This is a genomic window from Nonomuraea glycinis, assembly GCF_014646515.1.
Classification (GTDB): Bacteria; Actinomycetota; Actinomycetes; order Streptosporangiales; family Streptosporangiaceae; genus Nonomuraea; species Nonomuraea glycinis.
In genome coordinates, this window is the sequence record NZ_BMNK01000003.1 from 468,219 (window position 1) to 491,962 (window position 23,744).

Consider the following 23,744-nt stretch of genomic DNA (forward strand, 5'->3'; position numbering starts at 1 on the left):
CCTGGTGCGGCCGACGGGACAACGTAGAGGCGAGAAGCCGACCCCTACATGTCCACGGAGAGCCACCAGTGCACAACAGCACCGAACGGGCGGACGTACCCCTGCTCATCCCCCGGCAGCGCGACCAGAACCTGAGCACCGACCCGTCCGGCCCGGTCCTGCGCGAGCACATCGACGCGATGATCGACCTGCACCCCGGCGGCCTGACCTGGCGGCGCACCTTCCCCGGCACCCTCGACCAGGTCCCGCACGCCCGCCACTTCACCCGCTACCTGCTGGCCGACTCCGACCACCGCCACGACGCCGAACTGATCGCCGGCGAACTCGCCGCGAACGCCGTCCGGCACACCGCCAGCGGTCGGTCCAAGGGAACGTTCATCGTGGAGGTCACCCGTACGACGGCCACGACCACCATCGCGGTCTACGACTGCGGCTGGGGCGGCGTCCCCCGTTTCGGCAGACTCTTCAGGGCCGACGCGGAGTACGGACGGGGCCTGGCCATAGTCGCCGCGCTCGCCGACCAGTTCGGGTACGAAGGCGACGAGGAGACAGGGCACCAGGTGTGGGCGCGCATGGTCCAGCCCGGCGGCTGATCAGAGGGAAACAGGTGGTGGGCGCGGACCATGCAGGGGACGGCTGACCGAGGTCAGGGGGATTCGCGGGGATGGTGGACGGTGATGGGGGCGCCGCGACCCGGGTAGCTCATGATGAGCAGCCGACGGCCGGCCATCGTCTCGCCCTTCCAGTCGATCCAGGCGGAGTGGACGCGGATCCGGTAGTGGCCCTTGCCGTGCGCGGCCAGGTCGGGGAGCTCGACGTCGGACAGGTAGTCGGCGAGGACGATCCGGCCGTGCGTGCTGCGGTGGCCGACTTCGACGACTTGGGTCCAGCCCTTGGTCTCCACCGGCGGGCGGCGGTCGTAGGTCTCGGTGGTGATGCAGAGCGTCGGCGAGGAGCCGACGAAGAGGGCGAGGTGACCGGGAGCCGAGGCCACCAGGTCCGCGTCGTCGGGGCCGTCCAGCCGGTGATCCTCGAAGGGGTCGTCCTCCGATTCGTAGGCGTGCAGACTCAGCTCCGCCCACTCGGGTTCCATGACCGTCGCCTCAAGAGGCTTGATCCGAGGGCGGTGGGAGGATGCGTCGCACATGCGCTGTTCGTCGGCCTGCCGGGCCTGCTCCGCACGCTCCTCCTCCTCGACCGCCGCCCGCACCGTGGCGGTGGCGTGTGGACAGATGTCGGCCAGAAGAGGAGCCAGGCCGTATCCGAACTCGACGCCGCCGAGGAGGCGGGTCAGCTCGCTCGGGTCATCGATGGTGTAGGCATCACACAGGCGGCGCCCGTACGTGATCAGCACCCTGTCCGGCATCCCCTGCGCGAGCGGCAGGCTCTTCGAGGTACGCACCCCGCACACGAAACGCTCCTCGGCGGTCAGCTCAGGCGGCGGCTCGTACGGGGCGGAGGGGTCCAGGTTCGGCTCGCAGTCGCTCGCCTCCGTCAGCGGGCCGGGCGCGTGGTCTGACGCCGGGACGAGGATCAGCGCCGCGACCGTGGCCGTGCTCACCAACACCTTCGGGTACGTCCTGCGCAGGGCCGGGCGGGCGCCGTACAGGTAGAGCAGCAGCAGGGCCGAGGCGGTGAGAGCGGCGCTGTGCCACAGCGGCGAGATGCCGAAGCCCTCGCCGGTCAGCTCGCGGGGGTGGATCCAGATGTTCTCGTAGTCGGCATCGGACCACGCGGGCGGGGTGGCGGTGGCGATCGTCGCGACGCCCGCCGCGGCGGTCAGGAGCAGAGCGGCGACCGTGCCGAGCACGAGGCGGCGCGTCGGCCGCAGCACCGCGACCAGCACGAGCACGGCGCTGACGCCCAGCCCGACGAGCACGTCCAAGGACAACCAGGTAGTCGCCAGGATGCCGCCGAAGCTCTCCCGGAACCATGCGTCGACCGCCCCCCGAGGCCCGATCCACACGGGCACCCCACGCGCGAGGTTGACCGCGACGGGAAGCAGCGGCAGCAGCACGGCCACGAGCGGCAGCGGCCACCAACGCCACACACCCGCCGTCCTGGCGGGGCGCGCGGGAGCGTCAGGGGATCGGGTGGCGAGCTCGTGAGCGGTGCGCGCCAACCACACCACCTCGAACATCTCCAGCACCCAGGGGAAACCGACGATCACCAGCGGAAGGACGTCGTTGTCCACGCGGACGTAGAAGAACGACGGCCGCAGCAGCAGGCCGATGGTGAGCGCGGCGCCGCACCACACGGTGGCCCTCGCCCAGCGACCGTCTCCGGCCTGGATCACCAAGGTCAACACCAGCCAGACCAGGTACGGAGTCCGCCCCAGACCGGTCAGTGCCTCGTCCACCGGCAAGGGCAGGCCGACCAGGTCGTCAGCGAGCCGGCGCACCGGACCGATCAACCCGGCGATCAGGGCGACGAGCCGCAGCGCGAGGGGCGCCCGGTCGAGCACCCGGAAGAGCAGCACGACCAGGACCACCTGGACCAGGTCGACGGGCACGCCCAGCGAGGACGGCAGCAACTCCAGCCCGAGGGACGCGAACAATGCGATCCGCAGCAAGCGGGCGTCCCACCGCAGCTCGGCCCGCTCGCCGACCGGCCTCCCCCGCAGCAGATGCCACAACGCCCACCCTTGTACGACACCGGCCACGACCAGGGGCAACAGGTTGTACCACTCGACCAGGCGCAGCCGTCTGTCGCTCTGCCGAGTGATGACCGGCACCAGGAACCGAGCGTCGCGGCTCACCCACGCGACCACGGCCGCCACGAGGACCGCGACGACGAATCCCACGGCCACCACGGCGGCGATCCGGCCGAACCTGTAGCGACGCATCAGGCATTTCCTCGCATCTCCAGGCAGGGGGCGCCCCACCCTAGCGAAGATCAAGTCCTACACTGGCGCCGTACGGAGGAGGGTGGATGGGGATCATCGGGGTGGGGGTCGTGCTGACGGACCCGCAGGGGCGGATTCTGCTGGGCGAGCGGATCAAGGCCGGTGAGGAGCCGTCCTGGTGCCTGCCGGGCGGCGCGGTGGAGCCGGGCGAGACCTTCGAGGCCGCCGCCGTACGCGAGCTGGAGGAGGAGACCGGCATCGGGGACGCCGGCCCGCCCCGCGTCACGGCGGTGATCGTCGACCACCCCGGAGGCGTCGTGCGCGTCACCGCAGCCGTGATCATGGACAGCGCGCAGGTCGTCCCGCATCTGGAGGGGTCCGGGCGGGCGCGTGTGACCGAGCCGGAGGTGTTCCGGTCGTGGCGCTGGTTCGCGCCGGACGAGTTGCCCGCGCCGCTGTTCCCCGCGACCGCCCAGGTGCTGGAGGCCGCGCCGGCGACCCGGTACCGGGTGGTGAGCTGAACCGGCCGCTCGCGCCGTACGTCAGTCAGGTCATGACAGTTCGGATATTCGCCGCGCTCGCGCTGGTGGTGGCCTTTCTGACGGTCGGTGGCGTCGGTACGGCGTTCGCCTGCTCCTGCGCTGACCGCACGCCCCAGGAGCAGATGCGGGACGCCGACGCCGTCTTCACCGCGACTGCCGCGAGCGTCCGGGTCGACGAGAAGATGCTGGACGGCGGCCAGGTCACCGCTGCCCTCCACACCGACCATGTCTACAAGGGCGCTTCGAGCCGCGAGATCGAGGTGGTCACCCAGGCGCAGTCAGCCGCCTGTGGCTTCGACTTCGTCGTCGGCAGGCGTTATCTGATCTTCGCCAGGAGCGCCGAGGCCGGCCTGACCACCACGCTCTGCTCGGGCAACAGGGACGTGCCGGCCGGCGACCGGCCCCTGCGCCCTTCGGCGCAGACCGACGGGTTCGCGCCGCTCGAACCCGAGCTGATCACCGCCCTGGGCACCCCACGCCGACCCGACCCCACCCAGCGACCGGACGACACACCGACCGCCACCGCCACCCAGCGGCCGGAAAGCACTCCGACCGCCACCGTACGACCGGACAGCACCCCGGCCGTTGCTCTCCGACCGGACAACACCCCGGCGGGTGAGCAGGGCTCGGGCGGCACGGCGGCCCTGGTCGGTCTGGTCGTGGTGGCGGTCGTGCTGATGACAGGTCTGGCGTGGACGATCAGGAGGTTCCGGCGCGCGGGCTAGAATCGCAGCACCCCGCAGACCCGAAACGAGTGATCCGCCGTGTCCCATATCGCCATGGTGGGCATCCCCGCCATCAGCCATATCCTGCCCAGTCTGGAGATCATCCGGGAGCTGGTGGCGCGCGGCCATCGGGTGACGTACGCCAACGACCCGTTGGTGGCTGACGTGATCACGGCTACCGGTGCCGAGCTGGTTCCGTACACCTCCACGCTGCCGGTCGCCGACCACGACTGGCCGGACGACCCGATCGCCGCGATGAGCGTCTTCCTCGATGACAACATCCAGCGGTACTCCGGCTTGAAGGCCGTGTACGACGACGACCCCGCCGACCTCTACCTGTACGACATCGGCGGGTACGCGGGCCGCGCCCTGGCCGAGTCGCAGGGCAGGCCCGTGGCGCAGCTCTCACCGTCGATGGTGGCCTGGAAAGGCTACGAGGACGAGGTCGCCGCTCAGATATGGGCGTTGCCGGGCGCCTCGGCCTACCGGGCGAGGTTCACCGAGTGGCTCATCCAGGCCGGGGCCACGACCACGGACATGGAGCGCTTCTCCGGTCACCCCCCGCGCTGCCTGGCCACGATCCCCCGGGCGATGCAGCCGCAGGCCGATCAGGTGGATCCGGACGTGGTGACGTTCGTCGGCCCGTGCTTCGGCCCGCGGAACGACCAGGGCGGCTGGACCCGCCCGGCCGATGCGGCGAACGTGCTGCTGATCTCGCTCGGCTCGGCCTACACCCGGCAGCCGGAGTTCTACCGCAACTGCCTGGCCGCGTTCGGCGACCTGCCCGGCTGGCACGTGGTGCTGCAGATCGGCAAGCACACCCCGGTGGCGGAGCTGGGCGACATCCCGGCCAACGTCGAGGTGCACTCCTGGGTGCCGCAGCTCGCGATCCTGGAGCAGGCGGACGCGTTCGTCACGCACGCGGGGATGGGCGGCAGCAGCGAGGGCCTGTTCACCGGCGTGCCGATGATCGCCGTGCCGCAGGGCGTCGACCAGTTCATGAACGCCGATCGCCTGGTGGAGCTGGGCGTGGCCCGCCGGATCGACACCGCCGACGCGACCCCGGAGGCGCTGCGCTCGGCGCTGCTGGAGCTCACCGCCGACCCCGAGGCGGCCCGCCGCTCGGCGCGGCTGCGCGCCGAGGCACGGGCCGAGGGCGGCACCGACCGCGCCGCCGACCTCTTGGAGACCTTCCTCGCGTCACCTTGACCCGGCGCTGAAGGGCCAGGTTCGGGCTTCCGCTGCGCGTCAGATCATCTCGGTGCCGCTCCGGTGGCGGTCCTGCGGCGATGGTCGATGGGGACCGCCACCGAGTGAGCTAGATGAGTTGCCCCGAGCCGATGACGCGGTACTGGTGACCCCGGACCCCCAAGTCCGACATATCACCGCCTGAGCCGCTGTCATCGTGCCAGGTGACGAGGGCGAACTCTCCCTCGCCCTCGCCGAAGGACGTGGCGGCGGCCGTACCGGCGCGTGATTCGGCCGCGGCCTGGCTGACCGCGACCACTGGGCCGACCGATCCCTGGGTGTCCGAGAAGATCTTGACCTTGACGTGCGGGACCGTGGCGAAGGTCTCCGCGCTCTTCTGTACCCAGGCCAGCAGGAACCGTCCACCCGGTAGCGGCGCGAGAGCCGGTGCCGAGCAGTTGACCCCCTGCTCGTCGCTCGCGAACAGCGAGATGTTCGCGAACGTGCCACCGGGCTCGTACACCCGCCATTCCACATCGCTCTTGGCGACGCCGATATCGCTGTCCCCCAGGTCGCGTACGTGCGCGATGACGAACCGTCCGTTGTCGAGAAGGGTGAGTGCCTTCTGGCCGCCGAACCCGGATATGTTCGGCCTGATCTCCCCTGTCACCGGTGACCCCTCAAGGTCGAAGAGGCGCAGGGTGAGACTCCCCCCGCCGGGCGGGAAGGGGTCGCTCCGCCACACGACCACGTAGTTGCCGTCGACCAGTCGCCTCACCAGCGGATCCTGGTGGAACCCCTCGGTGGTGTTGACGGTGAACTCGGAGCCGATCTTCGTACCGCCTGAGCCGAATCGCTGAGCACGGATACGCTGATCCTTGCGCGAGTCAGCCCAGGTGACGAGAAAGCCCCCGTCGATCATGTTGGTGACGGAGGGCCGGTTCTTCGGGTCGATGTCGGTGGTGCTCACCTGGATCTCGGGTCCGGTTCTGTTCGCGCTGGAGTCGAATTTCTGCAGTTTCACCTGCGGTTGCACGCCCGGCGGGTTGAAGGCGGTCTCGATCCACACCACGGCAGGACCCGAACTCGTGAGGGTGACGGCCGGCTTCCCCCGGTTGATGTTCGCTCCCTGGGGCGTCGGCGTGTTGACGACGAACTCTTGTCCGGTCACCGGGCCGTTCGCTCGAACGACACGGCCTTTGATGGTGGCGTCGCTGGTGTCAGCCCACACCACGAAGTACCTCGAACTCTGCATCGCCGCGACTGCGGGCTGCATCTGAGCGCTTATCGTTGTCGTGTTCACCAGGAGCTCGGTCATCTCTCCCCCTCCTGAGCCTGGGGTGCCGCACCGAACCCCGCCAGTCCGGCGGGAAGTCCTCCGCGGGCACCTTCAACATCCATGGTTTCGCCACATAGCGCCGACGGCGAGGGGGACGACGGCGGGACGCGCCGATCTTTGTCCAGTTTTGGCGAGTCGTGAGCGACCCCTTTGAAGCCTCGTGGCTGTCCTGACAGCCGAGGTATGCGCTGAAAGTTTCATCCGGTAGCCCCAGGCCCGCACCTCGGCGTGGGAAGGCGTCGTTGACGGCACATCTATGGCGGCGGAAGATCCCGGGAGCGCTCCTAACCCCCCCGAGGATCTCCATGACCGGACGCCTGGCCGCGGCAGCGGCTCTTCTCCTGACGATCGCTCTCGCCCCCGCCCCGGCCCACGCCGACGAGGGCCCGGAGCAGATCGTGAACGGCACCTTCGACACCGGCACCGCCCCCTGGTGGGGCACCGGCAACCTGACGCTGGAGGTCGACGACGGCCGCCTGTGCGCCGACGTCCCCGGTGGCACGGTCAACCCGTGGGACGCCATCATCGGCCAGAACGACCTGCCGCTGGTCGAGGGCGAGACGTACGGCTACGCGTTCGCCGCCTCGGCCGGTTCGGCCAAGGTTGTCAGGGCTCTCGTCCAGCTTCCCGTCGATCCGTACACGCAGTATCTGGCGGCCAGTCCCGAATTGAGCGTGTCGGGCAACGCCTACTCCTACACCTTCACCGCCCCCGTCTCGCTGCCCGACGCCCAGGTCGTCTTCCAACTGGGCGGCAGCGCCGAGCCGTGGCGGTTCTGCGTGGACGACGTGTCGCTGAAGGGCGGCGCCGAGCCGGAGGTCTACGAGCCCGACACCGGCCCGCGCGTACGCGTCAACATGGTCGGCTACCTCCCCTCGGGCCCCAAGAGCGCGACGGTGGTCACCGGCGAGAGCGCCGTGCTGGAGTGGCGGCTCAGGAACGCGAACGGCACGACCGTCGCCAAGGGGAAGACCGAGCCCGCGGGCCAGGACACCAGCTCCGGGCAGCAGGTCCAGACGATCGACTTCGGCTCCTACCGCAAGCCGGGCACCGGCTACACGCTCGTGGCCGACGGCGAGACCAGCCGGCCCTTCGACATCGCCGCCGGCCTGTACGACGAGCTGCGGGTGGACGCGCTGAAGTTCTACTACACCCAGCGCAGCGGCCTCGAGATCCTGGACCGGCTCAGACCCGGCTACGCCCGGCCCGCCGGCCACCTGGGCGCGCCGCCCAACCAGGGCGACACGAGCGTCCCGTGCCAGCCCGGTGTCTGTGACTACCGGCTGGACGTCCGTGGCGGCTGGTACGACGCCGGCGATCACGGCAAGTACGTGGTCAACGGCGGCATCTCGGCTTACCAGCTGATGGCGCTGTACGAGCGTGACCGGGCCGCCTTCGGCGACGGCACGCTGCGCATCCCGGAAAGCGGCAACGGCGTGCCCGACGTGCTGGACGAGGCCCGCTGGGAGCAGCGGTTCCTGCTGAGCATGCAGGTCCCCCCGGGCAAGCCGCTCGCCGGGATGGCCCATCACAAGATCCACGATGCCACCTGGACCGGGCTGCCGCTGCTGCCGCACCTGGACGCGCAGCCCCGCGAGCTGCACCCGCCGTCCACCGCCGCCACGCTGAACCTGGCCGCCACCGCCGCCCAGGCGGCCCGGCTGTACGCGCCGTACGACGCCGTCTTCGCCGCCACGAACCTCCAGGCCGCGCGCCGCGCCTGGGCCGCCGCGAAGGCGAACCCCGCCCGCTACGCCGACCCGAACGACGGCGTGGGCGGCGGCGCCTACTCCGACAACGACGTCACCGACGAGTTCTACTGGGCGGCGGCGGAGCTGTTCATCACCACGGGCGAGCGGGAGTTCAAGGACTACGTGCTCGCCTCGCCGCACCACACCGGCGACATCTGGCGTCAGCGCGGCTTCGACTGGGGCAACACCGCCCAGCTCGGCCGCCTGGACCTGGCGACCGTGCCCAACGCCCTGCCGGGCCGGCAGCGCGTCCGCGCGTCGGTGGCCGAGGGCGCCGACAAGTATCTCGCCGTCCTGCGGGCGCACCCGTACGGGATTCCGTACGACCCGCCGGACTACGACTGGGGCTCCAACAACCTGATCCTGAACAACATGGTCGTCCTGGCCACCGCGTACGACACGACCGGCGAGGAGAAATACCGTGCGGCCGTACGGGAGGGCATGGACTACCTGCTCGGCCGCAACGCGCTCAACCAGTCCTACGTCACCGGCTACGGCGAGGTCGCCAGCCACAACCAGCACAGCCGCTGGTACGCCCACCAGCTCGACCCCGCCCTGCCCAACCCGCCGCGCGGCACGCTGTCAGGCGGCCCCAACTCCGCCATCCAGGACCCGGTCGCGCAGCGGCTGCTGCAGGGCTGCAAGCCGCAGTTCTGCTACATCGACGACATCGAGTCCTGGTCCACCAACGAGCTGACCATCAACTGGAACTCGCCGCTGGCCTGGATCTCGTCCTTCCTGGCCGACCGGGCCGGGCACGGCTCCTGCACGGTCCGCTACACCGGGCACGGCCACACCGGCCAGCTCTCGATCAAGAACACCGGCAAGCAGGCGATCAACGGCTGGAGCCTGCGCTGGGCGTTCCCGGCCACCCAGCGGGTCCGCGACGCCTGGGGCGCGAAGGTCACCCAGTCGGGCCCGGCGGTCAAGGCCGAGAACCTGCACGGCAACCGTACGATCAAGCCGGGTCATACGGTGACGTTCGGCTTCACCAGCACGCCGGGGACGGCTCCCGAGGTCTTCCACCTGAACGGAGACCGCTGCGCCTGACACCCGCGCGGAGCGCCCGCCCTTCAGGGGCGGGCGCCCGCTTCGGACGCGGCGCCTGTCGTACGGCGGGGGCCGCCGGAGGGATCCACCGCCAAGGCGGACTGCGCCACGGCGGGCGCGTCGGCGAAGAAACGCACCGTGCGGACCTCGGCCCGCCGGCCCAACGGGCGCACGATCGTGATCGGCTCCGACAGCTCCACCACCATGTTCACCTGCGACGACACCACCACGGTCAGCCGGTCGTCCACCACGCCGACCAGCCCCGACTCGTTGTAGCTGCGCACCACCCGCACGGCGGTGATCAGCTCACGCGGGATGCGTACGTCCAGGAACGCGCCGTACCGGATCCGCAACTCCCCGGCGGTGACGACGTGCGGGCGGGTGACGCAGGCGGCCACGACCGCGAACCCGATGAGCAGCCCGTACACGTCCAGCACGAGCACCGGAAGGCGCACCCACGCCGACACGGCCATCGCCCGCAGCAGCAACTCCACCGCCACCGTCTCGACGGCCATCATGCCCAGCATGATCATCATCGTCGCGGACTGAGCGCGTGAGTAGGTCACCTCGATGGCGCCGGGCGGCACGCCGTCACGACGGCGCAGCACCCACAGCCCCAGGCTCCGCATGCCCTTCGCGTCGAAACCGACGATCCTGCGCACCTGCTCGGGCAGTCTCACATCTTCTCCTTGAGTACGGCCACCATCAGCCTGAACACCTCGGCCTGGGCGGGCGACAAGTCCTCGTACATGGCGGCCATCCACGGCGCACCCTCTTCGGGCAGATTGCCGAGCAGCTCCTTGACCATCTCCTCGGGAAGGTGATCGGCCAGGTCCGTGGCGAGTTCGGCGACCCTGGGATCTCCTGGCTCGGCGTCGGTGAGCTCGTCCAGCCGCTCGTACAGCACGTGCCCGCGCTCGACCATCCCGGGCTCGGCGAGCGGCCGCAGCAGCTCCACCACCCGCTCCTGCTCGTCCGCCTCCGCCACGGTGCCCATCAGGGTCAGCATCTGCCGATCCATCTCGGCGAACCTCGACCCGCCGGCGGACAGGTCATGCAGCACCGCGGCCAGCTCAGGAGACGCCACCGCGTCCCCGCTCAGATCCGGCTCGGCCAGCAGCCCCGCCAACCTGGCCCGGCGCACGCCGATCTCCTCCTGCTGCCGCGCCAGATCCGCGTCCAGCTCCACGAGCACCTCGCGCAGGTCCTTGCCTTGGTCGTCGGCCAGCACGTCACGGATCTCGTCCAGCGACAACCCCACCTCGGCCAGCCGCCGCACCCGCGCCAGCAGCACCGCGTCACGCAGCCGATATGCGCGGTAGCCGTTGGGCAGCCGTACAGGCTCGGGCAGCAGCCCCAGGTGGTGGTAGTGGCGCACGGTCCGAGTCGACACCCCGGCCAGCGCGGCAAGCTCGCCGATTCGCATGCCCTCATTAAAAACGTTGACGCTACGTCAAGGTCAACCGCCGCACCTGGAGGGTGCGCAGGCACATCCCCGTAGGCCGGTTACCGGCCCGTCAGGCGCATGCCCCCTATGAAAACGGTGCTATCGGCCCGTCAGGCGCAGGGCCAGTTGGGTGCGGTCGCGCAGGCCCAGCTTGCGCAGCATGCTGGAGACGTGGTTCTTCACCGTCCCCTCGGTGATGAACAGCCGGGCGGCGATCTCCCGGTTGGCGGCGCCGGCGGCCACCATCCGCGCCACGTCGAGCTCCCGGGCCGACAGAAGCTCCTGGCCGGGGAACGCGCCGCCGCCCACCGGCTCCCGGCGGAGGTCGGCGACCAGCCGGGCGGCGACCGGGTTGCTCAGCACGGTCTCGCCGCGGCTCGCCTGCCGGATGGCCGTGACCAGTTCGTCGGGTGAGCAGTCCTTGAGCAGGTAACCGGCGGCGCCGCCGCGCAGCGCGCCGAAGATGTAGTCGTCCTCGTCGAAGGTGCTGAGCACGATCGCCGCCACCGAAGGATGCTCGACCGTCAGGCGGGTGATCAGCTCCACGCCGTCCATCCGGGGCATCCGGGCGTCCACGAGAGCCACGTCGGGGCGGACCTCGGCCACCACCGCCAGCGCGGCCACCCCGTCGGCGGCCTCCCCCACGACCTCGATGCCCTCCTCGATCTCCAGCAGCTTGCGCAGGCCCTGCCGCATCAGCTCCTGATCGTCGACCAGCAGCACCCGGACCGCGCTCACGACGGCAGCTCCGCGCGCAACTCGAAGCCCCTAGCCGCGTTTCCGCTGGTGAGATCGCCGCCGAGCGCCTTGACCCGGTCGGCCAGCGAGCTCAGCCCGAACCCGTGGGCCTGATCATCGGCACGGCCCTTGCCGTCGTCGGCGACCACGAGCACGACCTTCCCCTTCTCGAACGCCAGCGTGCCGCGTACGGACTCGCCTTCGGCGTGCCGGAGGGCATTGGTGAGCCCTTCCTGCAGCACACGGTAGAGCACCAGTTCGGCGTCGGCCTCCAGCGGGCGTTCGGTCCCCGTCACCTCGAAGGCGACCCTGACGCCGGTGCCGGTGAAGGAGTCCGCCAGCCGCTGCAGCGCGGCACTGCCCAGGTGACCGTTGAGGGCGAGCGGGCGCAGCGCGCGCACCCAGCGGCGGGCGTCGGCCAGCGCCGCGATCGTGAGCTCCTTGGCCTGGTGCACTTCCGCCCAGGCGGCGGCGGGCCGGCTGTCGCGGAAGCGCTCGGCGTTCTCCAGCCCCACCTTGATCACGGTCAGGTGGTGGCCGATCGAGTCGTGCATCTCCGCCGCCATCCTGGCGCGCTCCTCGGCGACGGTCAGCTCCCGCACCCGTTCGGCGAGGTGCCGGGCCCGCAGCACCGCCGACGCCATCCCCATGGAGAAGGCGGCCAGCACGGCGGTGACCCCCGTCTCGATCAGCGCCTGAACGATCGTCCTGCCATAGAACAAGGGCATGGCAACGACCGTGATCACACCGAACACGGCGAGAATGGCGGTGGCGACCCGCATGCCGTACACGAAGGCGAGGTTGGCCACTCCGATGAGCAGCAGGGGCATGTGTGTGCCGGCCGCCCCGGTGAGCCCCAGCACGAGCGTGCCCGTCAGGAAAGCGGGGCCCACCAGCCGACGACCACGGTGGGGCTGCCACGGCATCACCGGCCAGAGCCCGCACAGCAGCACCACGTCGGCGAAGAACAGGGCCCGGGCCCCCGCGTCGCTGGGCATCGCCAGGTTGGCCGCGACCGTGGCGCCGAGCACCAGCCAGAACACCACGCTGAGGAGAGCCGGACGGTCGGGATCACGCAACCACGCCATGCGACAAACCTACGATCCCACCGAAGGCCCGACATCCCGCCCAAGTCACCATGACCTCGGTCATGGTCATCTCTATCTCCGGCCCGATGTGCGGCGGACCCGTGTGTTCATAGCGTGCCTGGCATGAGAACCCTCTGGGCCGTCCACCTGGTCGTCGTCGTCATGTTCGCGCAGATCTTCATCGGCTCCACCCTCGCCTTACTGCTCCTCGGCCAGGCGAATCCGCTGCGGGAGCCGCTCGGCGCGGTCGGCGTCACACTCACCGCGCTCCTGCTCGTCCACCTCGTCCGCCGATTCCTCGACCGGCGGCCGTGGTCGGCCCTGGGCTGGCGGAACCCGTCACACGTCCTGCTCGGCGTGCTCGCGGGCGCTGTGCCCGTGCTCGTCGCGAGCGGGCTCTCCCTCGCCGCAGGCGCGTCCACCTGGGTGCCGGTCGACGCCTCCGCCTATGTCTGGCTGCCGCTGGCCGCCGTGGTCGTCCTGCTCGGCCAGGCGTTCCCGGAGGAACTGCTCTGGCGCGGCCACCTCGTCGACACCCTGTCGGTACGACTGTCGCCACGGGCAGTCGTGATCATCAGCTCGGCCGGATTCGGCGTCCTGCACATCTTCTCCCAGAGCCCGGCGAGCACCCTCGTGGAAAAGCTGCTCTACGTGGTCATGGCCGTCGCGCTCGGCTTCGCGTGCACGGCGGCGCGGATCCGCGGCGGCGGGCTCTGGATGGCAGTGGGCGTGCACTGGGGCTTCCACCTGGGCATGCGACTGCTCCCCCTCGAACCGGCGCACTTCAGCGTCACCCTCGTGCTCCTGATCATCACCCTCACCCTGGCCGGAGCCGTACTGCTGAGGGGCCGGCGCGAGCCGGCGCTCGCGGGCCGTCCAGGCGAGTAGGCTGATCTTGATCTTCCGCGACGGCGAAGGAGCCCCCGATGACCGCCGACCCGACGATGGCCCGGATCGGCCAGGGCGTGGAGTTGCATCATCAGCAAGGCCGGCGTGAGGCCGCTCGTGAGTTGTTCGCGCAGATCTGGGATGACATCGGCGGCGAGCAGGGCGACCCGCTGCATGTGTGCGTCCTCGCTCACTCGATGGCCGACGTGCAGGACGACGTGCACCAGGAGCTGATGTGGGACCAGCGGGCGCTCGCCGCCGTCGGCCTGATCACCGATGAGCGGGTGGCCCAGGCCGGGGTGCCGCTCTCGGTGGCCGGCCTCTATCCGTCATTGCACCTGAACCTGAGCGAGTGCTACCGCAAGCTGGGCGATCTCGACCGCGCCCGCGAACACCTCCAGCACGCACGGGACGGGCTCGGCGCACTCGGCGACGACGAGTACGGTCAGCTCATCAGGAACGGCCTGGAGCAGGTGGCCGAACAGTTGGACGCCGCCACCTGACCGCGGCCCGGCGGCTCAGTCCTGTTTCACCAGCGCGATCAGGGTGTAGACGGGGTCGGGGCGGGGGTGGTCCTGGTCGGGCAGGTCGCCCAGCCGGCTGCCGAGCTCGGCGAGGGTCGCGGCGTCCATCCGGCGGCCCCACGGGCTCTTGGGGATCACCTCACGCCACGAGCGAGGGCTGCGGCCCTGCCCGAGCCCGGCGAACGTCGTACGGCCCGACATCGTGAGCCCCAACCCCGAGCCCACCCCCAGCACCCGGTCGAGCGCGTCGCTCTGTGGCGGGGTGTGCGCGTCCCGCACCGGGCCGAGCAGCGCCGCGACGTCGCCGCCGGTGTGGTAGGCGGCGTGGTTCTTGTCGACGGTGGTGAGGAGCCTCCCGCCCGGCCGCAGCGCCCGCGCCGCCTGCGCGAGGACGGCGGCGGAGTCGGCCTGGTCCAGCAGGTGGAGTAACCAGATCATGGTGACCGCGTCGGCCGACCCGTCCAAGAGGGGCAGCCGGGCCGCCGCGTCACCGCAGACCACGCCGCCCGGCAGCCGGGCGGCCGCCATTCTCGCCATCCCGGCCGACCGGTCGATCCCGGCCACCCGCCGGCCCGGCCGCCGTAGCCGGGCGGTGACGATCCCCGTGCCGCACGCCACGTCCACCACCACCCGCGCCTGCCGGGGCAGCAACTCCTCGACCGCCTCCGCCGCCGCCTCGGCGCGGGCGTCCCCGCCTCGCGTCGCGTCGTAGCGGGCGGCCTCACGGTCGTAGTCGAGCATGGTCAACCGCCTTTCACCCATCCAGAGCGTACGGCCACCAAGCCCGGCAGTCGTCGGCCGGCAGGTCGTCGGCTTCTGGCAGGCCGGTCCGGTCAACGTGCCAGCAGGTCGGCGAGGTCGGTGCCGGCTCGGAGCAGCGCTTCGGATCGGTTCGCGACTGCTCGGAGGCGGTTCTGGAGCGCGGCGCGGGCGTCGTCGGTGCCGCTGATCGTGCGCAGGGATCTCATCACCGCCTGTACCGCGGGGATGGGGTAGCCGCCGGCGCGCAGTGCGGCGACGATGCGCGCTTCCCGGATCGCCGCGAGCGGGTAGCGCCGTGTGTTGAGCCCGGCGGTGCGTTCGGGGGCGACGAGCCCTTGTTGCTCCCAGAAGCGGAGCGTGGAGGCGCGCACCCCGATCGCGTTCGCCAGCTCCGAGATGCCCATCGCATCGGCGGGCGTAGGCGCCGCGTCGTGGGAGTCCTCCGCGACGATGCCGTCGAGCGCCTGGAGGGCCACGATGCTGTCCTCGCGGGACCGAGCCAGTGCGACGTGCAGGGCGACGATCCGGGCGATCGCCTGGTCGTACGGGAGAGCCTGCGCTTCTCGCATCGTGCCGCGCGCCACGACCGGGCCGACGGCGATCGCGAGATTGCGGTAAGCGCGCAAGGCCGTGACGTGCTCGGAGCCGAAGCGACGGTATCCATTGGGTTGCCGGAGGGCGGGAGGTATGACGGCGAGGCGTTCGAGGTCGCGAATCTGCTGGACGGAATAGCCGGAGGCCGCGGCCAGACCGCTCGTCGTATACGCCTGAGGCGCGGACCCGATGGTCGCTGCCACGATGCCAACCCTCCATAAGCACTTCAAGCTCACACTTGAACCATGGCTATGGAGCAGATTCTCACAGAGCTCAGAACGTACGTCGGCGTGCTGGAGCTCGCACCCCGACCAGGAAGCGAGCACCCCGAGATCTCCTGGGGGGACTTCTTCTTCTACTACGCCCCGGATGGCGAGGTGCCGCGGAACAGGCAGCCCTACGCGACGATCGTCACGAAGGACTACCCGGATGACGTCGGATCGCGCCTCGACGCGCCCGACCGGTGGCGCCTGAACATCCACGTCGGGTCACAGCTCTTCACCGACCTCCTCGGCTACCCGCCCGAGTCGATCGAGGAATCGACCGTCGACTTCAGCGAGCCGGACACGTTCCTCCCGCACCCGCTCTACGGCGCGTACGGCTGGGTCGCGGTGGTGAACCCGGGCCCACGCACCACGCCTCGCGCGCTGGCGGCGCTCCACGAAGCGCACCTCGCCGATCAGCGCCGCGTCGAGCGCCGCCGACCTCGGGGCGACGCCGTCCCCGCCCACGACTGATGAGCCCCGGCGGCCATGGCAACGCGCCGCTGACCATACAGGGCCCTCGACAACCAGCGCCGGGCCTTGACTACCCGGCCTTGCGGGATGGGTAGGCTAGGGCCCGCGGTTCCGGCACGTTGGCCTCATGAGGCTTAGGGCTCCCCGCATCACCCGCCTCCCGCGAGTGGCCAACCGCCGCCGCAGGAGGGAGCTTGAGGCTCAGGCCCACATCTGAGCGCGTGAGCCTGGCTTCAGACTGACGACGCGCAGGCATGTGCGAGCCCACACCAGACCTGACGGCGAAGGGAAGAACCATGACGATCGACCAGAACAAGGCTTCCGTCAAGAAACTGGTCGAAGGCCTAGGAACGAACGGCAGTCCCGAGGCCTTTGACCTTCTTCACGAGAATGCAGTATGGACCGTCATGACTGACGCTGCCACTTTCCCGGTCTCCGGCGACATGTCGAAGCCCGCGTTCATCGAACATATGAAGAGATTTCACGACTCTCTTCCCAGCGGTATACACATGTCAGTGACCAGTGTGATTGCAGATGAAGCCAATGCGTCAGTGGAGGCGACGTCGAACGCACTCCTCGTTAACGGAAAGAGCCTCAATCAGGTATATCACTTCGCATTCGAACTAGTGGACGGCAAGATTGTCGCAGCACGCGAATACATCGATACGGCCCGCGCCCTCTCCGCGTTTTCCGGGTGAGTGATCTGTTGGCGACTCGACACAGGCGTGTTTGAGAAGATCGCCTCGTCCGGGGTCAGTTCCCGGACGAAGACCTCGGGCTGTCGCGGCACGCCCACTGGGGTGCCCCGATCTTTCCGGACACGGACGCTCGGACATGTGACGAGCGGCGACCGTACGGGGCGGTCGGCGCGCACACGGCAAGGCCGGGGATACAGGAGCGAGCGGCCGCGCTGCCGATGATCGCTGAGGGCGGCTAACGTCGCGGGGAGTCCTTGATCCACACGATCCCGTCGGTGTCAGCCAGGTGGGCCGGATCCAGGGGGAAGTAGCCGTACCAGGAGGACACGCGGGGAGCGGGCGGCGGGTCGCCGAGGGCGGCGGCCAGCCGATGGGCGTCGAGGAGGTAGCGGTCCTCCGGGAGCGCGTACAGGAGCCCTTCGAGGGTGTCCGGGGGCGGGGTGTCCACTCCCTGGTGGCGGATCGTGCCGAGGGCCGTGGCCAGGAAGGCGTACTCCTCGCCCAGGCGGGCGCTCACGATCGCGCCGGCGCTCCACCACTCCAGCGGCAGGTCGCCCAGCCGCCACGTGCTCTTGTCCCGCTGGAGATGGGCGTTGTGTGCGTAGACAAGCGCCGGGCCCCATTCGGCGATGGCTACGAGGTTGTCGGCCATCATCGAGTCCCTCAGGTTCATCAGCCATGTCATGCGGCTCAGTGACGTGTCGGCCATCCAGTAGTGATAGCGCAACAGGCCGGTCGCGGTGCGCCCGTACAGGCGGGCCCGGTCCCAATCGTCCCGTGAGGAGGCCGCGATCAGATGCGGCGTCTGTGCGTCGAGCAGCGCCACCAGATCGTCGGCGAGCAGCCGCAACTCCCTGGCCTCGGCCGACCGCCCCACGGACCGGGACGGGTCCATCGTCGTGGCGGGATCGGTCCACCGGTCGTCGTCGCCGAGCAGGCGGTCGAGCGTCTCGGCGGCGCAGGGGAGCAGGTCCGCGTCGCCCCAGGCCGCGAGGTAGCCGTGCAGTGCGGTGATGGCCTGCCGGGGGCTCTCGGGGCCGGTCATCTCCAGCGGCCCGTCGAATCCGGCGAAGCGCACCTGCTCGGACGCGGGCCGGCCGTCGTTGTACGCGCGCATCCAGCGTACGAGCTCGCGGTTGGCCGCGGACGCGCTCAACCCGTGGCTGAAGCCGCGCTCCATGACCTCGTCCAGGGTGCCCGCGCCCGAGGTGACGTAGTCGTCCACGACGAGGCCCTTCAGGCAGTCGCTCTCGATCGCGATCGACCGGTAGCCCTCCTGCTCGACGAGCTGCCGGAAGAGGTCGTTCCGTACTTCGAGCAGGATGTCCTCCCCGTGGGTGGGCTCGCCCAGGGCGAGCAGCCGTGGGCGAGCGGGGAGCAGCCGCATGACGGTGGCGGCCTCGACGGCATGGGCGGTGTCTTTTATACCAGTTGTCATACCTTAAAGAATATCGTTCACTTAAAAGGTTGAACCTTTACCGCTATATCTCCAGGCAATTCGCGTAAAACCTTAAAAAGCCTCGCACATGGCTGCGTCGAAAGTGTCGAGCAGCCGCTTGCGCTGTGTCTCCGTGGCGACCGAGCCGGTGACGTAGACGGTCGCCGCCCGCCCGGCCCGATTCCGCCCGGACAGCGCCGACACACCGGGCACATCGCCGCCGTGCATCCAGACCTCGCCGCAACTCAGCCGAGCCCGCACGACCCCCAGCCCGTAGCGCGCCTTGGCCGGCCACCCCGGCTCACCGACCCGTACGGCATCAGCGGTCATCTTCTTGACCGGCACCCCCCGCCAGAACCGGTTCAGGTCGTCCGGCGTGGACACCAGCCCACCACTGGCCCCGAACTCGTACCCCGGCAGCCGGGTGAGATCGACGACCCCGCCCTTCGGGTCGGCCGGGCTGACGCCGTACGTGTGCGCGTGCTCACCGCGCAGCCCCATCTCGCCTCTGCGCGGCCAGTACGTGTCCCGCATCCGCAACGGCTTGAGCACCAGCTCCCGGGAGACCTGCCGGAAGTCCTTCCCGGTCACCTCGTTGATGATCATGCCCAGCACCAGATAGTTGGTGTTGGAGTAGGCGAATCGCCCGGCAGCCGTCGGCTTGAGCCCGAGCGCGAGCTTGAGATAGTCCTGCCCCGGCTTCGACCAGTCGGCCACCTCGATGAAGTCGGGCAGTCCACTGGTCTGCCGCAGCAGGTCCCGTACCGTGATCTTCCGCCCGTCGATCGCCGCCCCCGCGCCCTTCCCCCGCACCACCTTGGGCAGATACCGCTCGACCGGCGCACCCAGCTTGATCTGACCCCGCTCGGCCAGCCGCAGCACCGTCGCCGCGATGATCGGCTTGCTCAAACTCGCCACCCGGAAACTCGCGTCCGGCCCGACCATCGCCCTCCCGGTCCCCCGCTCAGCGGTGCCGGACACCACGGTCACACCGTCACTGGTACGCGCCAGCGCCCCCGCCACACCGCCCTCCCCTGTGAGCCGATCCAGCCGCTTCTCCAGCCCGGGACCGGCGGCGGCGAGCGCCGGAGTCAGGGGGGCGAGTGCCAGCGCGCCGACGACAACGGCGGCCACGAACCTACGAGCCATGAGACGTCCTTAAAGATCGGAATATGTCTCCCATGACTCTGTCGTCGGGGACCTCGAAAGACAGTCACGCCAGCACCGCTCCCGCCCGGGGGCTGCCCCTACCTGCCTTCAGGGAGACGAGCAGAGCGGGTGCCGGCGCCTTCTACCTGTGCAACTGGCACGCCGAGAGGCGCCGTCGCGGGGAACCCGCATTGAAGCGGTGGCGGATGGGGCTTGAGTCTCAAGTTGCTTGATATCCCATAGTGGCGGTGGGGACGGCAACGAGCCGGACCAACTCGTCTCGATGAGCGCGAGCGATCACCGTACCCTTTCGCCCGCCCGCGTCAGGAATGAAGAGATGAGATTCGCGAAGCGTCCCGGCAGTCCCTTTTCTCTGGCATTGAGAAAACATCTGCCCTTTTACCAGGAGGTACGAGTGCGATTAAGTCCGCGATCAAGGCTGACGGCGTTCATCGCCGCGGCGATGATGGCCACCGTGGCGGCGGGCTCGCCGGCACCGGCCGGACCTCGGATCGGCGCACCGGAACCGGCGGTGGCCGAGGCTCCGGTCTGGGGCGAGTGCCCGCCGGCGGAGCCCGGTGTCTCGCGCGATCCACGCCAGCGGTGCGGGACGCTGCGGGTGCCGCTGGACTACCGCGCCCCGCGCGGGCGGAGCATCGAGATCGCGATCTCCCGGATCGGCACGGCGAAATCCGGGTCGCGCCGCGGGATCCTGCTGTCCAATCCGGGCGGCCCGGGGAGAAGCGGCCTGGACATGCCCAGCCGGCTGGCGGCCAGGCTGCCGGCCAAGGTCCTGGAGCAGTACGACCTGATCGGCTTCGATCCGCGAGGGGTCGGCCACAGCACCCCGGTCACCTGTGGGCTCGACCCCACGGCGCTGACCACGCTGCTGATGCCCTACCCGGCCCCGGGCGGCGGCATCGAGCGCAACCTCACCTTCGCCCGGGACACCGCGGCCGCGTGCGCCGAGCACTCCGGCGACCTGCTCCCGTTCATCACCACGGCCAACACGGTCCGGGACATGGACCGCATCCGAGCCGCGCTCGGTGAGCGGAAACTCTCCTACTTCGGCATCTCGTACGGCACCTATCTGGGAACCGTCTACATCTCGCTGTTCCCGGAGCGCGGCGATCGGATCGTGCTGGACAGCGCCGTCGATCCGGGTCTGGTGTGGCGGGGCATGTGGCGGACCTGGAACGAGTCGGTCGCGACGCGGCTGCCCGACTTCCTCCGCTTCGCCGCCGAGCGGGACTCCGTCTACCGCCTCGGCGCGACACCGCAGGAGGTACGGCGCACCTACGACCGGATGACCACGGCCCTGGACGAGCGGCCCTTGTCGGATCCGAGCGGTCCCGTACTCGACGGGAACCTGCTGCGCGAGATCACTCGGGGGTTTCTCAACCACGACGATGCCTTTCCGCTCCTGGCCGAGCTCTGGCAGGGGCTGGAGGCCGTCCCGTCAGAGCCCGCCGCGGACACTGACATCCTCGCGCGACTGAACCAGCTGCTGTCTGCCGGTGGTACCTCCGCCGTGGCGGCAGAGGTATCGGCGGACAACGTCTTCGCCGCTATGTACGCGGTGGTCTGCGGTGACGTCGCCTGGCCGCGCGACGTGGCGCTGTACGCCCGGCAGGTCGCCGCCGACCAGCGGGCGTGGCCCGCGACGGCCGGCATGCCGTCGAACCTCTGGCCATGCGTGGCCTGGCCCACCCGGCCGGTGGAGCCGCCGGTGAAGGTCACCGGCCACGGACCGCGCAACGTGCTGATCCTGCAGAACACCCGCGATCCGGCCACACCCCTGGTGAGCGCACGCGGCCTGCGCGCCGTACTCGACCGGCGGGCCGCCATGATCACGGTCGACCAGGGCGGGCACGGCGTCGTGGGGCTGGGCAGCTGCGCCGACAAGGCGATGAACACCTTCCTGGCCACCGGCGCGCTGCCCGGACGGGACCGCTTCTGCCCGGCCCCGTCACCGGCCGGCACCACCGCTCACTCCCCTATCCTGCCCTCCAGCGTCTCTGGGGGGCCGCTGTAGAGCCGGAGCCGCGTCCAAGGAGATCTTGTACGCGAGGAGTACGTCGACGCAGATCGGATCCAGGTTCTCGGGCCGCATCACCTTCGGCTCCGGATCCAGGGCCGGGAGCGTGACCAGGTAGGAGCCGGAGCGCCCGCCCACGACCACTTCGCCGAGCACCTGCCGGTCATGGCCGAAGAGGACGAGGACAGGCTCTTCGTAGTCGGGCAGCCCCGGCAGCATGTGCCCCTTTCCGGATTTTTCATATCCGAGAACGAGACGGATGTGCGTTTCCACCCGGGAGCGAACTCCGACGGCCCGCAGGTGATCCCGGAGGCGTGCGAGAGATTCCTGATGTTGAATAACGATGTCGAGCGATAGACACCCTTTAGTCGATTTGACGGCACTGGATGCCTTTTCTTTCCTGACCACTGCCCACCTCCGTCATTAGCGGACACAGATCTTTTCGATCTTGTGTTTCCTGATCGCCACTGTCTCGTTACCATCTGCCTTCAGAGTGCCACTTTCAGCTACGTTGTTGAGGGAGACAGGAACGACAGTCCCAGCACAAATCAGCACAGCTGTCCGTAACTTCTGTGCTCCCATGTGCTGACGATCACCTCGGAGGGAGGCGCTGAATGACTGATCTGGATTCCGCCCCGAACGCCGATCCCCTCGTCGAATTCGGGCGCGAATTGCGCACACTTCGCATCGAAAAGGGCTTGACCCTGGAAAAGCTCGCGGACAGGATCGGGTTCTCAGAAAGCCTGGTGGGCTCTGTCGAACGGGCGACCCGGACCCCGAGCGACGACTTCACCAAGCGCTGCGAAGAGGCGCTGGGGCTCAAGCCCCGGCATCTCTCCAAACTGTTGCCGGCCAGTCGGCGCTTGCCCATGTTCCGCACGCTCGTCCCCTGGATGGACATCGAGCGGCAGGCGCGGGAGCTGTGGACTTGGGAGCCCTTGGTGGTGCCCGGCCTGCTTCAAACCGAGGGCTACGCGCGGGCGATCCTCGCGGCTAAGCCCGGCTCAAAGAAAGAGCGGGTGGACGAGGCGGTCCAAGCACGCATGGCACGTCAGGCCATCTTCCGCCGAGACGAACCGCCGGGCCTCTGGGCAGTTCTGGACGAAGGCATCCTGTATCGCCCGGTGGGCAGCGAAAGCGTCACCCGCGACCAGCTGGCCCATCTGATCGAGATGAGCCAGAGCCGCTGGATAACCATCCAAATCCTTCCCTTCAGCGCCCTGTCAACGCTAGGCCTGCTGGGCGGTTTCGTTATCGCGATAACAAGAGATATGCGCGACGCAGCTTTTGTCGACTCACCTGTGATAGGTCGGATCTGGGACCAACAACCGGAAGTGGAGGTGCTCAAATACAAATACCAGGTTGTTCGCTCTGAGGCGCTCCCGCAGAGCCTCTCACTCGAAAAGATAAAAAAGAGGTTGGAGCAGAAATGGACATGTTAATGCGTGAGGAGATCAGGACCGCCGCATGGCGGAAGTCCTCGCTCTCGGGCGACACAGGAAACTGCGTCGAGGTCGCGCCGCTGAGCGGCGGCCGGGTCGCCCTGAGGGACAGCAAGGACGCGAACAGCCCTGTCCTGGTGTTCACCGAGGCGGAATGGTCCGCCTTCAGGGGCGGCATGCGTCTCGGCGAGTTCGACTTCTGACACCGACCGGGAGGTCCCCGCACTCGCGGGGGCCTCTCTCGCAGGAACGTGACGCCCGCCGTCAGGGAGTGCGCAGCGCTCCCGACGCGAGCTCGGCGGGCCCGGCCCGCACCAGCTCCGCCGCCTGCCGCGAGGCCCGCGCCACAGCCCTCTCGAAGAGCTCCAACCGCTGGAACGCCTCCCCCAATTGGCGCTGCTCTGCCACGGACAGCCGGGGAATCTCCACCCGCCGGATGTCCGCACGGGACGTCCCACTCTGCCCACGGGCAGGCCCCGAAGCACCGGAGATCCGCAGAAAGCCCGCCAGACAGGCAGGATCGACCTGCTCAGGATCGGCCCGGAAGAGATACAGCCCCGGCCCGAGCACAGCTCCGCCCCGGTCGATCACGCCAAGATCGTGGAGTTTCCTGCGCGACCGCGCTCCGCGCCCGGCGCGAATCGGAGACCTACCGCCACCCGCCGATCGCACCGAGATACGAGCAGACTCAGATGCTGGACATCCTGATCGATCCAGGGCCGCCTGCCAGATGCCGCCTGACCGACAGCTTGAGCTCTGGG

24 protein-coding genes are annotated in these 23,744 nt (G+C 69.5%); 12 read left to right on the forward strand and 12 right to left on the reverse strand.

Going from position 1 to position 23,744, the window contains the following annotated elements:
- The first annotated feature begins 68 nt into the window (after positions 1-68).
- Complete coding sequence (locus IEY87_RS11690; protein WP_189138573.1) at positions 69-593, forward strand: ATP-binding protein; 525 nt, start codon at positions 69-71, stop codon at positions 591-593.
- Between the two features lie 53 nt (positions 594-646).
- On the opposite strand, the gene IEY87_RS11695 is transcribed toward IEY87_RS11690, so the two are convergent.
- On the reverse strand, positions 647-2,845 hold the full coding sequence (locus IEY87_RS11695; RefSeq protein ID WP_189138574.1) for a hypothetical protein: 2,199 nt from the start codon (positions 2,843-2,845) through the stop codon (positions 647-649).
- A gap of 86 nt (positions 2,846-2,931) precedes the next feature.
- On the opposite strand from IEY87_RS11695, the gene IEY87_RS11700 reads away from it, so the two are divergent.
- From IEY87_RS11700 to IEY87_RS11710, 3 genes are read left to right on the forward strand one after another with little or no spacing between them, the layout of a single operon-like run.
- On the forward strand, positions 2,932-3,366 hold the full coding sequence (locus IEY87_RS11700) for a nucleotide triphosphate diphosphatase NUDT15 (protein WP_189138575.1): 435 nt from the start codon (positions 2,932-2,934) through the stop codon (positions 3,364-3,366).
- A gap of 32 nt (positions 3,367-3,398) precedes the next feature.
- A complete protein-coding gene (locus IEY87_RS11705; protein ID WP_189138576.1) occupies positions 3,399-4,112 on the forward strand; it encodes a hypothetical protein in 714 nt (237 codons plus the stop codon).
- Positions 4,113-4,166: 54 nt separating this feature from the next.
- Positions 4,167-5,321 (forward strand): macrolide family glycosyltransferase, encoded by a 1,155-nt coding sequence (locus IEY87_RS11710; RefSeq protein ID WP_189138916.1) that lies wholly within the window; start codon positions 4,167-4,169, stop codon positions 5,319-5,321.
- A 109-nt stretch (positions 5,322-5,430) separates the two neighbouring features.
- Here IEY87_RS11710 and IEY87_RS11715 read toward each other — a convergent pair whose 3' ends face one another.
- Positions 5,431-6,555 carry a hypothetical protein gene (locus IEY87_RS11715; RefSeq protein ID WP_225276943.1) on the reverse strand — a complete coding sequence of 375 codons (1,125 nt, stop codon included), beginning with the start codon at positions 6,553-6,555 and terminating at the stop codon, positions 5,431-5,433.
- A gap of 389 nt (positions 6,556-6,944) precedes the next feature.
- Between IEY87_RS11715 and IEY87_RS11720 the strand changes: the two genes are divergently transcribed.
- Positions 6,945-9,440 (forward strand): glycoside hydrolase family 9 protein, encoded by a 2,496-nt coding sequence (locus IEY87_RS11720; protein WP_189138578.1) that lies wholly within the window; start codon positions 6,945-6,947, stop codon positions 9,438-9,440.
- 23 nt (positions 9,441-9,463) lie between these two features.
- Here the strand turns inward: IEY87_RS11720 and IEY87_RS11725 are convergent, their stop codons facing one another.
- The 4 genes from IEY87_RS11725 to IEY87_RS11740 form a co-directional block, all read right to left on the reverse strand.
- Positions 9,464-10,120 carry a hypothetical protein gene (locus IEY87_RS11725; RefSeq protein WP_189138579.1) on the reverse strand — a complete coding sequence of 219 codons (657 nt, stop codon included), beginning with the start codon at positions 10,118-10,120 and terminating at the stop codon, positions 9,464-9,466.
- Positions 10,117-10,866: a MerR family transcriptional regulator gene (locus IEY87_RS11730; protein WP_189138580.1), complete on the reverse strand. Its 750-nt coding sequence runs from the start codon at positions 10,864-10,866 to the stop codon at positions 10,117-10,119. The genes IEY87_RS11725 and IEY87_RS11730 overlap by 4 nt, the downstream gene beginning before the upstream one ends.
- A gap of 120 nt (positions 10,867-10,986) precedes the next feature.
- A complete protein-coding gene (locus IEY87_RS11735; protein WP_189138581.1) occupies positions 10,987-11,625 on the reverse strand; it encodes a response regulator in 639 nt (212 codons plus the stop codon).
- Positions 11,622-12,713 (reverse strand): sensor histidine kinase, encoded by a 1,092-nt coding sequence (locus IEY87_RS11740; protein WP_189138582.1) that lies wholly within the window; start codon positions 12,711-12,713, stop codon positions 11,622-11,624. The genes IEY87_RS11735 and IEY87_RS11740 overlap by 4 nt, the downstream gene beginning before the upstream one ends.
- A gap of 123 nt (positions 12,714-12,836) precedes the next feature.
- Between IEY87_RS11740 and IEY87_RS11745 the strand changes: the two genes are divergently transcribed.
- Complete coding sequence (locus tag IEY87_RS11745; RefSeq protein WP_189138583.1) at positions 12,837-13,601, forward strand: CPBP family intramembrane glutamic endopeptidase; 765 nt, start codon at positions 12,837-12,839, stop codon at positions 13,599-13,601.
- A 38-nt stretch (positions 13,602-13,639) separates the two neighbouring features.
- Complete coding sequence (locus tag IEY87_RS11750) at positions 13,640-14,104, forward strand: hypothetical protein (RefSeq protein ID WP_189138584.1); 465 nt, start codon at positions 13,640-13,642, stop codon at positions 14,102-14,104.
- A gap of 15 nt (positions 14,105-14,119) precedes the next feature.
- Here IEY87_RS11750 and IEY87_RS11755 read toward each other — a convergent pair whose 3' ends face one another.
- Together IEY87_RS11755 and IEY87_RS11760 are read right to left on the reverse strand one after the other, a co-directional pair.
- Positions 14,120-14,866, reverse strand: coding sequence for a class I SAM-dependent methyltransferase (locus IEY87_RS11755; RefSeq protein WP_189138585.1), 747 nt, complete (start codon positions 14,864-14,866; stop codon positions 14,120-14,122).
- A 92-nt stretch (positions 14,867-14,958) separates the two neighbouring features.
- Positions 14,959-15,684 carry a MerR family transcriptional regulator gene (locus IEY87_RS11760; protein ID WP_225276944.1) on the reverse strand — a complete coding sequence of 242 codons (726 nt, stop codon included), beginning with the start codon at positions 15,682-15,684 and terminating at the stop codon, positions 14,959-14,961.
- Between the two features lie 42 nt (positions 15,685-15,726).
- Between IEY87_RS11760 and IEY87_RS11765 the strand changes: the two genes are divergently transcribed.
- Both IEY87_RS11765 and IEY87_RS11770 read left to right on the forward strand, forming a co-directional pair.
- Positions 15,727-16,218, forward strand: coding sequence for a DUF6194 family protein (locus IEY87_RS11765; RefSeq protein WP_189138586.1), 492 nt, complete (start codon positions 15,727-15,729; stop codon positions 16,216-16,218).
- Positions 16,219-16,514: 296 nt separating this feature from the next.
- On the forward strand, positions 16,515-16,916 hold the full coding sequence (locus IEY87_RS11770; RefSeq protein WP_189138587.1) for a nuclear transport factor 2 family protein: 402 nt from the start codon (positions 16,515-16,517) through the stop codon (positions 16,914-16,916).
- Between the two features lie 235 nt (positions 16,917-17,151).
- Here IEY87_RS11770 and IEY87_RS11775 read toward each other — a convergent pair whose 3' ends face one another.
- Together IEY87_RS11775 and IEY87_RS11780 are read right to left on the reverse strand one after the other, a co-directional pair.
- Positions 17,152-18,354 (reverse strand): erythromycin esterase family protein, encoded by a 1,203-nt coding sequence (locus tag IEY87_RS11775; protein ID WP_189138588.1) that lies wholly within the window; start codon positions 18,352-18,354, stop codon positions 17,152-17,154.
- A gap of 72 nt (positions 18,355-18,426) precedes the next feature.
- Positions 18,427-19,503 carry a serine hydrolase domain-containing protein gene (locus IEY87_RS11780; RefSeq protein ID WP_189138589.1) on the reverse strand — a complete coding sequence of 359 codons (1,077 nt, stop codon included), beginning with the start codon at positions 19,501-19,503 and terminating at the stop codon, positions 18,427-18,429.
- Between the two features lie 415 nt (positions 19,504-19,918).
- On the opposite strand from IEY87_RS11780, the gene IEY87_RS11785 reads away from it, so the two are divergent.
- Positions 19,919-21,538: an alpha/beta hydrolase gene (locus IEY87_RS11785; RefSeq protein ID WP_189138590.1), complete on the forward strand. Its 1,620-nt coding sequence runs from the start codon at positions 19,919-19,921 to the stop codon at positions 21,536-21,538.
- Here the strand turns inward: IEY87_RS11785 and IEY87_RS11790 are convergent.
- The gene (locus tag IEY87_RS11790) at positions 21,473-21,949 is read right to left on the reverse strand and encodes a hypothetical protein (RefSeq protein WP_189138591.1); all 477 of its coding nucleotides are present in this window, start codon (positions 21,947-21,949) and stop codon (positions 21,473-21,475) included. The two genes, IEY87_RS11785 and IEY87_RS11790, sit on opposite strands and share 66 nt — an antisense overlap.
- Positions 21,950-22,155: 206 nt before the next feature.
- On the opposite strand from IEY87_RS11790, the gene IEY87_RS11795 reads away from it, so the two are divergent.
- Both IEY87_RS11795 and IEY87_RS11800 read left to right on the forward strand, forming a co-directional pair.
- Positions 22,156-22,983, forward strand: a complete 828-nt coding sequence (locus tag IEY87_RS11795; RefSeq protein WP_189138592.1) for a helix-turn-helix domain-containing protein — start codon at positions 22,156-22,158, stop codon at positions 22,981-22,983.
- Positions 22,971-23,186, forward strand: coding sequence for a DUF397 domain-containing protein (locus tag IEY87_RS11800; protein WP_225276945.1), 216 nt, complete (start codon positions 22,971-22,973; stop codon positions 23,184-23,186). Before IEY87_RS11795 ends, IEY87_RS11800 begins: the two co-directional genes overlap by 13 nt.
- Before the next feature lie 61 nt (positions 23,187-23,247).
- On the opposite strand, the gene IEY87_RS11805 is transcribed toward IEY87_RS11800, so the two are convergent.
- Positions 23,248-23,574 (reverse strand): restriction endonuclease subunit S domain-containing protein, encoded by a 327-nt coding sequence (locus tag IEY87_RS11805; RefSeq protein ID WP_189138593.1) that lies wholly within the window; start codon positions 23,572-23,574, stop codon positions 23,248-23,250.
- Positions 23,575-23,744: the final 170 nt, after the last annotated feature.

Excerpts from the sequence above, each read along its gene's own strand:
- IEY87_RS11700 (WP_189138575.1), top strand. The coding sequence starts at position 2,932 with ATGGGGATCATCGGGGTGGGGGTCGTGCTGACGGACCCGCAGGGGCGG.
- IEY87_RS11780 (WP_189138589.1), bottom strand. The coding sequence starts at position 19,503 with ATGGCTCGTAGGTTCGTGGCCGCCGTTGTCGTCGGCGCGCTGGCACTC.
- IEY87_RS11765 (WP_189138586.1), top strand. The coding sequence starts at position 15,727 with ATGGCTATGGAGCAGATTCTCACAGAGCTCAGAACGTACGTCGGCGTG.
- IEY87_RS11775 (WP_189138588.1), bottom strand. The coding sequence starts at position 18,354 with ATGACAACTGGTATAAAAGACACCGCCCATGCCGTCGAGGCCGCCACC.
- IEY87_RS11745 (WP_189138583.1), top strand. The coding sequence starts at position 12,837 with ATGAGAACCCTCTGGGCCGTCCACCTGGTCGTCGTCGTCATGTTCGCG.
- IEY87_RS11705 (WP_189138576.1), top strand. The coding sequence starts at position 3,399 with ATGACAGTTCGGATATTCGCCGCGCTCGCGCTGGTGGTGGCCTTTCTG.
- IEY87_RS11730 (WP_189138580.1), bottom strand. The coding sequence starts at position 10,866 with ATGCGAATCGGCGAGCTTGCCGCGCTGGCCGGGGTGTCGACTCGGACC.
- IEY87_RS11715 (WP_225276943.1), bottom strand. The coding sequence starts at position 6,555 with ATGCAGAGTTCGAGGTACTTCGTGGTGTGGGCTGACACCAGCGACGCC.
- IEY87_RS11720 (WP_189138578.1), top strand. The coding sequence starts at position 6,945 with ATGACCGGACGCCTGGCCGCGGCAGCGGCTCTTCTCCTGACGATCGCT.
- IEY87_RS11750 (WP_189138584.1), top strand. The coding sequence starts at position 13,640 with ATGACCGCCGACCCGACGATGGCCCGGATCGGCCAGGGCGTGGAGTTG.
- IEY87_RS11740 (WP_189138582.1), bottom strand. The coding sequence starts at position 12,713 with ATGGCGTGGTTGCGTGATCCCGACCGTCCGGCTCTCCTCAGCGTGGTG.
- IEY87_RS11695 (WP_189138574.1), bottom strand. The coding sequence starts at position 2,845 with ATGCGTCGCTACAGGTTCGGCCGGATCGCCGCCGTGGTGGCCGTGGGA.
- IEY87_RS11795 (WP_189138592.1), top strand. The coding sequence starts at position 22,156 with ATGACTGATCTGGATTCCGCCCCGAACGCCGATCCCCTCGTCGAATTC.
- IEY87_RS11755 (WP_189138585.1), bottom strand. The coding sequence starts at position 14,866 with ATGCTCGACTACGACCGTGAGGCCGCCCGCTACGACGCGACGCGAGGC.
- IEY87_RS11710 (WP_189138916.1), top strand. The coding sequence starts at position 4,167 with ATGGTGGGCATCCCCGCCATCAGCCATATCCTGCCCAGTCTGGAGATC.
- IEY87_RS11770 (WP_189138587.1), top strand. The coding sequence starts at position 16,515 with ATGACGATCGACCAGAACAAGGCTTCCGTCAAGAAACTGGTCGAAGGC.
- IEY87_RS11800 (WP_225276945.1), top strand. The coding sequence starts at position 22,971 with ATGGACATGTTAATGCGTGAGGAGATCAGGACCGCCGCATGGCGGAAG.